This window comes from Kocuria sp. APC 4018, from assembly GCF_030407675.1.
Taxonomy (GTDB): Bacteria; Actinomycetota; Actinomycetes; order Actinomycetales; family Micrococcaceae; genus Kocuria; species Kocuria rhizophila.
In genome coordinates, this window is record NZ_JASDCY010000014.1 from 1 (window position 1) to 12,031 (window position 12,031).

The window sequence follows — 12,031 nt, forward strand, 5'->3', positions numbered from 1 at the left end:
GTTCGCGTTTGATCCAGTCCGAATCGTAGTGGGTGCCGCTGGTGCCGCGCTCGCGCTCACGCAGCCGGTCGGCGTAGTCCGTGGGGCGCAGGGGCGAGTCGTCGTCGTCGGGGCGGGTGAAGCGGGCGGTCGCCACGAGCCCGAAACCCAGCCCGGCGCCCACGACCATGGTCATCCCTCCCACGATGAACGCCAGGACGTAGTCGTCCAGCAGGTCGGCGGGGACGGACGGGCCGAGCCACGAGGGCACCACGAACGCCATCCCCAGGCACGCGAAGCCGGGGACGAGCAGGACGGCGGGGATCAGCCACAGCTTGGACCACGAGCGGCGCTCGGGTTCTCCGGGGTCCTGGAACACGGGCAGGGCGCGTGTCTGGACCAGGGCGTACCCCAGCACGCCGAGCACCACGAGGATCGCGCCCAGCACCCAGCCGAACCACAGGTCCATGGCCACGAGAGCCAGTCCTGCGAGCAGCCCCAGCATGATCACGGTGAAGGAGAGCCCTCGGCCCATCCTCCGGGCGGCGCGGGTCGCGGTGGTGCGGGCCTCTGAGCCGGCCGGGGCGGCGTCGTGCGCGGTCCCGGTGGGCGACGCCGCCCGCGCACCGTGCGCGGGGCCGTGAGCTGCGGCGGTTCCGCTGGTGGGCGTCCTGTCCGGGCCCTGAGGTGGCGTCTGTGCGGGATCAACGCGGATGCCGTACTGCGGGCGGTCAGCGGCGCCGGGGCGGGTCACGGAGTCCTGCGGGGTGGTCGGACCGGAGGGAGCGTGGTCGGGTTTGCGTCCCGGGTCGCCATCTCGGGGGGTGCCGTGGTCCGCCCCCTCGGCGGCGGAGTTCCGGGCACGAGGGTTCTGGGCGTGCGGGTCCACGGCGCGGGGGTCCGGCGAGTCGTGCTCGTCCCGGGGGCGCTGATCGGGGTTCATGGTGGCGATCCGAAGGTGTGGTCGGCGGTGCCGTGCGGACCGTGCCGCGAACGGGCTGGACACCGCCACTGTAGTCCGCTCGGCCCGGGACCGTCGCGGGCCAGGGGGCGGAAAAGCGTGACGTATCATCAAGTCACACCACCGGAGGAGGACGCCATGACGGATCCCACCACGAGCACCACCCACTCCACCGCGGGGCTCTACGTCCACGCGGGGGAGGAGTACACGCGGGACACCACGTACATCGAGGACCGGATCGTGGCGGAGCCGGGGAGCGCCGAGCTCGCCCCCGGCGCTCGCGCGTGGCCGGTCGAGGCCGGACGGTACCGTCTGATCGCCGCGCGGGCGTGCCCGTGGGCCAACCGCACGCTGATCGTGCGCCGGCTGCTGGGCCTGGAGGACGCGATCTCCGTGGGGATGCCCGGACCCACGCACGACGCCCGGTCCTGGCGCTTCGACCTGGACCCGGACGGCCGGGACCCGGTGCTCGGCACGCAGCGGCTGCAGCAGAACTACTTCGCGCGCTTCCCGGACTACCCGCGCGGCATCACGGTGCCCGCGATCGTGGACGTCCCCTCGGGGCAGGTGGTCACCAACGACTTCCCGCAGATCACCGAGGACTTCGCCACCCAGTGGACCGCGTTCCACCGCGAGGGCGCCCCGGAGCTGTGGCCCGCCGAGCTGGTCCCGGAGATGCGCCAGGTGATGAAGCGCATCTACACTGAGATCAACAACGGCGTGTACCGCTGCGGTTTCGCCGGTTCCCAGCAGGCCTACGACACCGCCTACGACCGGCTGTGGTCCGCCCTCGACTGGGTGGAGGCCCGGCTGGGCACGCGGCGCTACCTCATGGGCGAGCACATCACGGAGGCGGACGTGCGGCTGTTCACCACCCTGGTGCGCTTCGACCCCGTCTACGTGAGTCATTTCAAGGCCTCCCGCAACAAGCTCACCGAGATGCCCAACCTGTGGGGCTACGCCCGGGACCTCTTCCAGACCCCCGGCTTCGGGGACACGGTGGACTTCCAGCAGATCAAGGAGCACTACTTCGTGGTGCACCGGGACATCAACCCCTCGGGCATCGTGCCGCTCGGCCCCGATCTCTCCCCCTGGACGACGCCGCACGGCCGGGAGGCGCTCGGCGGCTCTCCGTTCGCGCCCGGCGCCACGGCCCCCGGCCCGGTGCGCGCCGAGGAGCGGGTGGCCCCGGAGCACACCCCTCTGGCCTCCTGAGCGGACGGTGGGTTGAGCGGGCAGGGCGTTGAGCTGTTGCTGGGCTGATCCGGCTCGACGTGCGGTGGTGGGAACCGCACAAATCCCGGGCGGGGCCTTTTGTGCCCGCCCCTCGGGACCGGCCCCGCGCGGGGCCACTAGGGTTGAACGGGTGCTCCGCGCCTGATCCCCGCGGCACTTCCGCGCACCACCACCCCTGAGGCGGCTCGTGCGCCGTGCCCGCGCCCGGGACGGGCGGCCCCGTCCGCGCAGTGCACCACCCACCCCGGCGCCGCCACCGGCGCCCACCGTTCACGCACCCGATCGAGGAGATCCATGGCCCCGTACCGCAACCAGCGCGCAGCAGCACTTCCCGCACGGCTCTCCCGCACGTGGCTGCTCATCTCAGCGGCGGACACCTCTCTGTTCGCCCCCGCCATGGCCTCGGAGGCGGACTCCGTGGTCCTGGACATCGAGGACGCCGTCCCGGAGGAGGACAAGGACCGTGCTCGCGGGGAGATGGTCGCGGCCATGCAGGACGGCGTGTCCGCGTGGGTGCGCATCAACGACATCACCACCCCGCACTGGGAGAAGGACCTGGCGGCGCTGACCGAGGTCCCCAACCTGCGGGGCATCGTGCTGGCCAAGACCGAGCACCCGGACCACATCACCAAGACCGCCATGATGAGCCGCGCGGGCACCCCCGTGGTCGCGCTCATCGAGTCCGCCGTGGGTCTCATGAACGCCTACGACATCGCCCGGGCTCCCGGGGTGTTCCGTCTGGCCTTCGGCGTGGGGGACTTCCGCAAGGACACCGGCGCCTCGGGGGATCCCATGGCCCTCGCGTTCGCGCGCTCCACCCTGGTCACGGCGTCCCGCGTGGGGGAGCTGCCGGGGCCCATCGACGGGCCGAGCAACGGTGCGTCCGGGGACGAGCTCGAGGCGGCGTGCAAGGTCACCCAGTCCATGGGCATGACCGGCAAGCTGTGCCTGGACCCGGCCCAGACCGACGCGATCAACCACGCGCTGGCGCCGAGCGACCAGGAGATCCGGTGGGCGCGGGAGATGATCGAGCAGGCGAACTCGGGACACGGGGGAGCGGACGGTTCCTACCTCCCCCGCCTGGCGCGCGCCAAGAAGGTCTCGGAGCTCGCGGAGACCTACGGCCTCTGGAACAGCTGAGCACCGCGCGGGGCTCGGAGCCGGGGTGGCACCCCGAGGGTCCCGCGGTGCTCAGTCGGCCAGGCCCCAGGCGCGCAGCATCGGCTGCAGGGCGGGGTCCCCGAGGGACTCCACCAGGAAGTGCGTGGCCATCGGCTCACTGTGCCCGAGCGGTGCCCCCAGCACCCACAGGCCCGCGGTCCGGGCCGCCGTGGCCCCGGCGGGGGAGTCCTCCACGGCCAGGCTGTCCGCGGCGTCGACTCCCAGGCGGCGCACCGCCTCCTCGTAGATGTCCGGTGCGGGCTTGCCGCGCGGGACGTCCTCGGCGCTGACCCAGGTCTGCAGGACGTCCGCGAGCCCCACCGCGTGCATCTTGCGGTCCAGGATGGCGCGCGTGGAGTTGCTGGCCACCGCCACCGGGACGTGGCGTGCCGCGGCGCGCACCGTCTCCACCGCTCCGGGCAGCGGGTCCATCGACGCCCCGACGACGTCCGCCTCGGTGCCCACGAGCCGGTCGTGGATCTCGTCCTCGCCGGGAGCGGACGCGCCGGCGGCCTCCCGGGCGCGCGCGGCGATGAAGGTGGCGATGTCACGCGCGGACAGGCCCATGAGGCCGGCCTCGGTGCGCTCGTCGATCGTCACGCCCGCCTGCTCGGCCACCCGGTGCTGCACGCGCGCCCAGGCGCGCTCGGTGTCCATGAGCACACCGTCGCAGTCGAAGACGACGGCGCGCGGACGCCATGACGGGTCGGGGCCGGGCAGGATCGGTTGCATGACCCCAGTCAACCACGCCCCCGGGGTGCCGCCAGCCGCGGGGTAGGCGGGGCGGCGTCGTCGACCGGGCGGGTGGGCTCAGTCGGCTGACTAGAGTGGGAGCATGGCTGACGACGCAGGCAAATCAGGGGTGAGCACGGTGCATCGACTGGCCGCCGAGTACGGTGTGGCCACCGAGTACCGGGGGTTCGAGGGAGACACCGTCACCGTTCCGGACCAGACGCTGCGCAGCGTGCTCACCGCGCTGGGCGCGGACGTCACGGACGACGACGCCGCCGCGCGCACCCTGCGCGAGCGCGAGCTGGCACCGTGGCGCCGACTGCTGCCCCCCGTGGTGATCGCGGAGGAGGAGCAGGGCTCGCGCGTGGCCGTGACCACGGCCCAGGGCGATCCGGTGCGCGTGCGGGTGTGGCCCGAGGACGAGCCGGAGCAGGTCCGGGAGCTGCACCCCGCTCCCGGGGTGGAGGCCGAGACACGCGAGGTGGACGGCCTCACGCGGCGGCGGACGCAGTACGAGCTGCCCCGGGAGCTGCCCCTCGGCTGGTACCGCCTGGAGGCCGTGACGGACTCGGGCGAGCAGAGTGCCGTGGACGTGGCGGTGACACCGCGCCGGCTGAGCACCACCGACCGGCTGCGCGGGCGCCGCCGCTGGGGGTACATGGCGCAGCTCTACTCGGTGATGTCCTCGCGCTCGTGGGGCGTGGGGGACCTCTCGGACCTGGCCTCCCTCGCGGCGATCAGCGGTGTGCAGGGCGCGGACTACGTGCTCATCAACCCGCTGCACGCCGCGGAGCCGGAGCCGCCCGTGGAGCCCTCTCCGTACCTGCCCTCGAGCCGCCGGTTCTTCAACCCCCTCTACCTGCGGGTGGCGGACGTGGCCGAGTTCCCGTACCTGCGCCCCGCGGACCGCGAGGTGGTGGACCGTCTGGCCGCCATCCAGCGCAAGGCCGTGCTGGACCCCTCCACGATCGACCGCGACGCCGCGTACGCGGCCAAGCTCAAGGCCCTGGAACTGCTCTACACCGTGCGGCGCTCGCCGTACCGCCAGCAGCAGCTCGAGGCGTTCGTGGCCCAGGCCGGGCAGCCGCTGCAGGACTTCGCCCTGTGGTGCGCCCTGCGCGAGGAGCTGGGGGAGGACTCCCCGCTGTGGCGGGACGAGGCGCGCTCCCCCGTGTCCCCCTACGCGCAGGAAGCTCGCACCCGGCTGCGTCACCGCATCAACTTCCACGTGTGGCTGCAGTGGCTGCTGGACGAGCAGCTCGAGGCCGCCCAGCGTGCGGCCCACCGGGCGGGGATGGACATCGGTGTGGTGCACGACCTCGCGGTGGGCGTGCACAAGCACGGTGCGGACGCGTGGGCCCTGCAGGACGCCATGGCGCCCGGGGTGAGTGTGGGTGCCCCCGCGGACATGTACAACCAGCTGGGTCAGGACTGGAGCCAGCCCCCGTGGGATCCGGAGAAGCTCGCGGAGCTCGGCTACCGTCCCTGGCGGCAGATGATGCGCACCATCTTCCGGCACGCGGGAGGCGTGCGGATCGACCACGTGGCGGGCCTGTTCCGGCTGTGGTGGATCCCCGAGGGCAACAATGCCTCCGACGGCACATACGTCTACTACGACCACGAGGCCATGGTGGGGGTGCTGGCTCTGGAGGCCGAGCTCGCCGGCGTGGTGGTCGTGGGCGAGGACCTCGGCACCGTGGAGGGCAGCGTGCGGGAGTACCTCGGGAGCAAGGGCGTGCTGGGCACGTCCATCCTGTGGTTCGAGATGGACGGGGACGTGCCGCTGGACCCGTCCCGCTACCGCGAGCTGTGCATGGCCTCGGTCAACACCCACGACCTGCCACCCACGCCGGGCTACCTGGAGGGGGTCCAGCTGCAGCTGCGGGAGGACCTCGGGCTGCTCGCACGGTCCCCGGAGGAGGAGCGGGAGGAGGCCCGCAAGCAGCTGGACACGTTCTTCACCGCCGTCGCGGACGCGGGCTACCTCCCCGAGGGGAAGGAAGCGGAGGACCGGCGCAGGATCGAGGCGCTGTACCGCTACCTGTGCGATGCGCCCTCGCTGCTGCTCAACGTCTCCCTCGTGGATGCCGTGGGGGAGAAGCGGATCCAGAACCAGCCCGGCACGAGCGACGAGTACCCCAACTGGCGGGTGCCCCTCGCGGACGCCGAGGGACGGCCGGTGATGCTGGGCTCCCTGCCGCAGCTGGACCGGGTCAACTCCCTCGTGGACGTGGTCAACGCAGCACTCGGCACCCACCGGCGCACCGCGGACGTCAAGGCCCCCGTGCAGCCCGAGCGCCGGGACCAGGCGGACCCGTTCAGGGGCGCCTCCTGAGCCGGTGCGCCGCAGGGTTGCCTCCGAGGATCAATTAGGTAACACTGGTCTTACCTAATCTCCTGGGTGAGGGGATGGGATCGCAGGAAACACGCGGGGCGGTGGGCCGGGTCATGGACGGTCCGCCGCCCCGGGTGCTTTTTCGCCGCCGAATTGGCCGAGGGCGGGGCACGGGCTAGGATCGAGGGGCGCTCAATCGCACCGTTCTGCGTTCCGCGTTTGCGAGAGAGCCCGCAGAAGCCTAGAATCTAAGGCTGTCGTGTGGTGGAGTCCATCTACCGGCGCCTTGATCTTCACCGTCTTCGTCGTAGCGAGTGCCCTGACCGGTACTGCCGCGGGGCAGAGACCCATCACGCCCGGCGCGCGAACGGTGGCATTTTCTTGAGGTGGCGGATCACTCGTGGCCACGGCTGCCGGCGGAGCACCGCTCGGCGGCCACCATGCGTGCCGTCATTTCGTCGACATTGGACATTGGAGGAGAACACTATGGCAGCGCACTGCCAGGTGACCGGGGCCCAGCCGGGCTTTGGCCACAGCATCTCGCACTCGCACCGCCGCACCAAGCGCCGGTGGAACCCGAACATCCAGAAGAAGCGCTACTGGGTGCCCTCGTTGCGTCGCAACGTCACGCTCAACCTGAGCGCCAAGGGCATCAAGGTCATCGACGCCCGCGGCATCGATGCCGTGGTCAACGAGCTCATCGCACGTGGGGAGAAGATCTGAGATGGCCAAGGACAAGGACGTACGTCCCATCATCAAGCTGAAGTCCACGGCCGGTACCGGGTTCACCTACGTCACCCGCAAGAACCGCCGCAACAACCCCGACCGCCTCGTCATGAAGAAGTACGACCCGGTGGTCCGCAAGCACGTCGATTTCCGCGAGGAGCGCTGAATCCATGGCCAAGAAGTCCAAGATCGCCAAGAACGAGCAGCGCAAGGTCATCGTCGAGCGCTATGCGGCCAAGCGCGCTGAGCTGAAGAAGACCCTCGTGGACGAGAACGCGTCCCCCGAGGCCCGCGAGGAGGCCCGCCTGGGTCTGCAGAAGCTCCCCCGTGACGCCTCCCCGATCCGCGTGCGCAACCGCGACCAGATCGACGGCCGCCCCCGTGGCACCTTCCAGCGCTTCGGGATCTCCCGCGTGCGCTTCCGCGACATGGCTCACCGCGGCGAGTTGCCCGGCATCTACAAGTCCAGCTGGTAATTTCTGCACCGGAAGCCGACCCCCCGGTCGCGCCTTCCCCAGAGAACGCCCACCAAGTCCAGGAGGACAAGCACATGGCTATGAACCGCAGCGAACTCGTCGCCGAGGTTGCCGAGAAGTCCGGCAACACCCAGGCCGCCGTCAACGGCGTGCTGGATGCCCTCTTCGAGGTCTTCGAGAGCTCCGTCTCCAAGGGCGAGAAGATCACCATTCCCGGGTGGATGGCCGTGGAGCGCACCGACCGTGCCGCTCGCCAGGGCCGCAACCCGCAGACCGGAGAGGCCATCCAGATCCCGGCCGGCCACGGTGTGAAGCTCACCGCGGGCTCCAAGCTCAAGGCTGCTGTCTCCTCCAAGTGAGGTAGCGCGGACGCGGGTCGCAGCACCCGCAACCGTTCGAGGGACCGCTCACGCACTGCGCGTGAGCGGTCCCTCTGCGTGTCCCCGGGTGGTCGAACTCAGGCCCCCGGTGGCGCATAATGGGAGTTCCATCCACTGTGTCTGCCCCGGAGGTGTTCGGTGTCCCGTCGTGCCCGCCGTCTTGCCCGGGGCTGGGTGGCCGCCGTCGTGGCCACCACGCTCGCCGCGGGTTCGCACGCGGCGGTGGACGGCACCTGGCCCTCCCTGATGATCGTGGCGCTGTCCACGTGTCTGGCCGCACCGCTGTGCATGCTCCTGGCCGGGCGCATGCTCTCCCGTTCGTGCGTGGCCCTGAGCGTGGCGCTGTCACAGGCGCTGCTGCACACGCTCTTCGCCCAGTCCGCCGGTGCCATGACGGCCGTGGACCACAACCACCACCACGTGGCCGCGGTGGCCGACGGCCCCGCCGTGGTGATCTCCGTGGCCCCCGTGGCCCACCACGGCGGCAGCATGCTCGCCGCCCACGTGGTCGCGGCGCTGGCCACCTACATCCTGCTCCGTCACGGAGAAGTGGCGGGCTTCCGGCTGCTGGGCTCGCTGTCCCTGCGCATCCAGCGCATTCTCGCACCCGTGCTGCGCCCTGTGGCCACGGTGCCGCGCCGCGTCTCCTGGACCTCGCCGCGGTCGCTGAGCGACCAGCTGCTGCTGCCCTCCGTGTGCGGCTACCGGGGGCCTCCGGTGATCGCCTAGGCATCGCCCGGGGTGCTGCACCCCGCGGATCCGGTGCCGCCGTCAGCGTTCATCGCATCCGCTTCGCCGCACCTCGCGGCACGAACGCGCCCACCGGCGCAGGAGAGCACCCCTATGACACACCACCCCATGTCCATGCCCACCCGTGCGTCGGGAGGCCCGGGCCGCGGAGCCGACGCCGCGGCGTCGCCCGCGTGGTCCACGGCCACCGGCGGGGGGCTTCGCGCGGTCCTGCCGGCGCTGTGCACCGCGCTGCTCGCGCTGGCCCTCGTGCTGGCACCGGCCGCTCCCGCTGCGGCGCACGACGAGCTGCTGCGCAGCAACCCCGAGGCCGGGGCCACGCTGGAGAAGGCACCCACCACGCTCGAGCTGACGTTCTCCGGAGAGATCCAGGACATCGGCGGCGAGATCAGGGTCACCGACTCCCGGGGCACGGACGTCACCCGCGGCACGCTCGCCGTGCAGAACACCAAGGTGTCCCAGCCGCTGCGCGAGGGCGGGGACACGGACGAGACCTACACCGTCACGTGGCGCGTGGTCTCGCAGGACGGGCACCCCATCGAGGGCACGTACACCTACACGGTGGGTGAGGGCGCCGGGACCACCGCGTCCCCCGCGCCCGTGGCCTCGGGATCGCAGGGCTCCGCGGCGGAGTCCGGCGAGGAGACCGTGACCGGAACGGGGATCCCCAGCTGGGTCCTCCCCGTGATCGGCGGGGTTCTGGCCCTGGTCCTGCTCCTCGTGATCCTGGTGTTCGCCACGCGCCCCAAGCAGCGCTGAGCCCGGTTCACCCTCCCGGTCCACACCGGGTCCACTTGTTCATACTCAGACCGGCATGTGACACGGGCGCGAAAGCCCCGGGACGCAGCCACGGGCCGCACCGGCGGCCGGTGACAGCCACGGAGACCGCAGGCGCCCCTGCCGCGGTGGCAGCCGTGGCGACCGCCTCGGATCCGGTGCTCGCAACGCGACCACTGACGAGGCGCAGGGTCCACCGGGCGGCAGGCGCAGAGCGTGCGGCGGGCGCCAAAGATGCTCCCCGACGGTCCGCCCACGGCCCATGGGGCGCCGCCGGCGGTTCCCACCGCACGGCGTGCTCGGCGGGACTCGACTCCGCGCCCCGTACGACGTCCGGTGGCACCGCCCCGGGGCGCCCCCGCAGACCCCGTGCACGGCCGGTCCGCAGATTCACGCGAAGGACACACACCATGAACGACCACACCACGAACAACCACACCGCCGCCACGGCCCTCACGCCGGGGCTGTCCGGTCGTCCCGTCCACCGGGCCCTCGCCGCCGCGGCGGCGCTCGGCCTGGGGCTGGCGGCCCTGACGGGATGCTCCGCGCAGGGCGGTGACCAGGCGGCGTCGGACTCCGGGCAGAGCACGGCGAGCCAGAGCGCGGCCGCGGGCCCCCTCGAGCTCAGCGACGGCTGGGCCAAGGCCGCCCCGTCCGGGATGACGGCGGTGTTCGGCACCGTCACGAACACCTCGGACCAGGAGGTCACGCTCAAGGGCGCCTCCGCGCACGGGATCGCGGAGGACGTGGAGCTCCACGAGACCGCGATGGACGCCTCGAGCGGGTCCACGCAGATGAAGGAGAAGGACGGTGGCTTCACGATCGCCCCGGGGGAGAGCGTGAAGCTGGAGCCCGGCGCGAACCACATCATGCTCATGGGTCTCACGTGCTCGCTGCAGGCCGGCAGCGACCTCACCGTGCAGCTCGAGACCGACGGCGGCGCGCAGGACGTGACGGTGCCGGTGCGCGACTACTCGGGGGCCAAGGAGAACTACGCGCCCGCCGAGGACGCGAGCGGTTCCTCGGACGGGCACGGCTCCCACGAGAGCGGCTCCGGTGAGCACGGCTCGGGCGAGGGCCACGCCTCCCACGGAGAGGGTATGACCTCCTCGCCCGCCACGGAGGACCACGCGGGCCACACCGGCGCGGCGTCGCCGTCCTCCTCTGCCCTCCCGGAATGCCATGCCCACTGATCGCAGCCCCTCCTCGGGGTGGAGCCGGCGGTCGCTCCTCACGGGAGCGGTCGCCGGCGCCGGCGCCACGGGTCTCGGTGCGGTCTCCGCAGCGGCCCTGGGCGCCGGGGACCCCCGGTTCTCCGCAGTGCAGGACGCACCCCGCCCCGGAGTGAAGACCGAACCGTTCCACGGGGCGCGCCAGGCGGGGGTGGCCACGCTGCCCCAGGCGTTCTGCGCCTTCGTGGCCCTGGACCTCGACAAGGGGGCCACGCGCGACTCCCTGCGGCGCATGCTGCGGGTGCTCACGGACGACGCCGCCGCGCTCACCCAGGGGCAGGCGCCCCTCAACGACCAGGAGCCCTGGCTCGCGGAGAACCCCTCGCGGCTCACCGTGACCGTGGGCTTCGGCCCCCGGACGGTGAAGCTGATCGACCCCGCGCGCGCACCGCGGTGGCTGCGGCCGCTGCCCGCGTTCGGTGTGGACAAGCTGCAGTCCCGGTGGAACCAGGGCGATCTGCTGCTGCAGCTGTGCTGCGACGACAAGCTCACCCTGGCCCACGCCCAGCGGGTGCTGCTCAAGGACTCGCGCTCCTTCGCGAGCGTGCGGTGGGTCCAGGACGGCTTCCGCAACACGGTGGGGGCCACCCCGGACGGCCAGACCATGCGCAACCTGTTCGGCCAGGTGGACGGTACCGCAAACCCCTACCCCGGGGAGAGCGACCACGAGAAGGTGGTCTACGGCCAGGGCGGCTTCACGCCCTGGATCCAGGACGGCACCTCCGTGGTGATCCGGCGCATCCACATGAACCTGGACACGTGGGACGAGGCGGACACGCCCGCCCGGGAGGACGCGGTGGGCCGCAGGCTCTCGGACGGCGCGCCCCTCACGGGCAGCCAGGAGCACGACGAACCGGACTTCGAGGCCAAGGGGCCCCTGGGGTTCCCGGTCATCTCCTCCTACAGCCACGTGCGCCGCTCCCGCAGCGAGAACCCGGACGAGAAGATCTTCCGCAGGGTCTACAACTATGATCTGGCGGTGAGCGACGCCTCGGGACAGAGCCGCTCCGGCGACGTGTCCGGCGGGGTGTCCAGCACGGGACTGATCTTCGCGTCCTACCAGTCGGACCCCGACCGGCAGTTCGTGCCCATCCAGAAGCGGCTGGACGAGCTGGACATGCTGAACACGTGGACCGTTCCCATCGGGTCCGCGGTGTTCGCGATCCCGCCGGGCTGCCAGCCGGGCGGGTTCATCGGGGACGCGCTGTTCACGTGAGCCGCACAGCACCGAGCACGAGCCCGGGAGCACCACGCCCCGGGAGCACCGCAGCGATCGGCCGGAAGGC

At 72.0% G+C, this 12,031-nt stretch carries 13 protein-coding genes; 11 read left to right on the plus strand and 2 right to left on the minus strand.

The genetic code is table 11. The features are described from left to right. Nucleotides 1-922 (minus strand): hypothetical protein (locus tag QL985_RS04180; protein ID WP_290147593.1); only part of this gene is annotated, 922 nt, incomplete at its 3' end. Between the two features lie 156 nt (nt 923-1,078). Here QL985_RS04180 and QL985_RS04185 point away from each other — a divergent pair. Both QL985_RS04185 and QL985_RS04190 read left to right on the plus strand, forming a co-directional pair. Continuing rightward, a complete protein-coding gene (locus QL985_RS04185) occupies nt 1,079-2,155 on the plus strand; it encodes a glutathione S-transferase C-terminal domain-containing protein (protein ID WP_039101839.1) in 1,077 nt (358 codons plus the stop codon). A 315-nt stretch (nt 2,156-2,470) separates the two neighbouring features. Beyond that, nucleotides 2,471-3,316 carry a CoA ester lyase gene (locus QL985_RS04190; RefSeq protein ID WP_039101838.1) on the plus strand — a complete coding sequence of 282 codons (846 nt, stop codon included), beginning with the start codon at nt 2,471-2,473 and terminating at the stop codon, nt 3,314-3,316. Between the two features lie 51 nt (nt 3,317-3,367). On the opposite strand, the gene QL985_RS04195 is transcribed toward QL985_RS04190, so the two are convergent. Next, nucleotides 3,368-4,069: an HAD family phosphatase gene (locus tag QL985_RS04195; RefSeq protein ID WP_259905912.1), complete on the minus strand. Its 702-nt coding sequence runs from the start codon at nt 4,067-4,069 to the stop codon at nt 3,368-3,370. A 103-nt stretch (nt 4,070-4,172) separates the two neighbouring features. On the opposite strand from QL985_RS04195, the gene malQ reads away from it, so the two are divergent. The 9 genes from malQ to QL985_RS04240 all read left to right on the plus strand — a co-directional run bounded on the left by malQ (nt 4,173) and on the right by QL985_RS04240 (nt 11,961). Continuing rightward, nucleotides 4,173-6,404 (plus strand): 4-alpha-glucanotransferase, encoded by a 2,232-nt coding sequence (gene malQ / locus QL985_RS04200; protein WP_039101835.1) that lies wholly within the window; start codon nt 4,173-4,175, stop codon nt 6,402-6,404. A gap of 486 nt (nt 6,405-6,890) precedes the next feature. Next, a complete protein-coding gene (rpmB, locus tag QL985_RS04205; RefSeq protein WP_012397434.1) occupies nt 6,891-7,127 on the plus strand; it encodes a 50S ribosomal protein L28 in 237 nt (78 codons plus the stop codon). Between the two features lies 1 nt (nt 7,128). Further along, on the plus strand, nt 7,129-7,296 hold the full coding sequence (gene rpmG, locus QL985_RS04210) for a 50S ribosomal protein L33 (protein WP_012397435.1): 168 nt from the start codon (nt 7,129-7,131) through the stop codon (nt 7,294-7,296). 4 nt (nt 7,297-7,300) lie between these two features. After that, nucleotides 7,301-7,606: a 30S ribosomal protein S14 gene (gene rpsN, locus QL985_RS04215; RefSeq protein ID WP_012397436.1), complete on the plus strand. Its 306-nt coding sequence runs from the start codon at nt 7,301-7,303 to the stop codon at nt 7,604-7,606. Between the two features lie 74 nt (nt 7,607-7,680). Then, nucleotides 7,681-7,965: an HU family DNA-binding protein gene (locus QL985_RS04220; protein ID WP_019309967.1), complete on the plus strand. Its 285-nt coding sequence runs from the start codon at nt 7,681-7,683 to the stop codon at nt 7,963-7,965. A gap of 159 nt (nt 7,966-8,124) precedes the next feature. Next, complete coding sequence (locus tag QL985_RS04225; protein WP_039101832.1) at nt 8,125-8,715, plus strand: hypothetical protein; 591 nt, start codon at nt 8,125-8,127, stop codon at nt 8,713-8,715. Between the two features lie 114 nt (nt 8,716-8,829). Next, nucleotides 8,830-9,495 carry a copper resistance CopC family protein gene (locus tag QL985_RS04230; protein WP_039101831.1) on the plus strand — a complete coding sequence of 222 codons (666 nt, stop codon included), beginning with the start codon at nt 8,830-8,832 and terminating at the stop codon, nt 9,493-9,495. Between the two features lie 428 nt (nt 9,496-9,923). Continuing rightward, nucleotides 9,924-10,706, plus strand: a complete 783-nt coding sequence (locus tag QL985_RS04235) for a copper chaperone PCu(A)C (RefSeq protein ID WP_039101830.1) — start codon at nt 9,924-9,926, stop codon at nt 10,704-10,706. Then, nucleotides 10,696-11,961 (plus strand): Dyp-type peroxidase, encoded by a 1,266-nt coding sequence (locus QL985_RS04240; RefSeq protein ID WP_039101829.1) that lies wholly within the window; start codon nt 10,696-10,698, stop codon nt 11,959-11,961. Before QL985_RS04235 ends, QL985_RS04240 begins: the two co-directional genes overlap by 11 nt. The last annotated feature ends 70 nt before the right edge of the window (nt 11,962-12,031 follow it).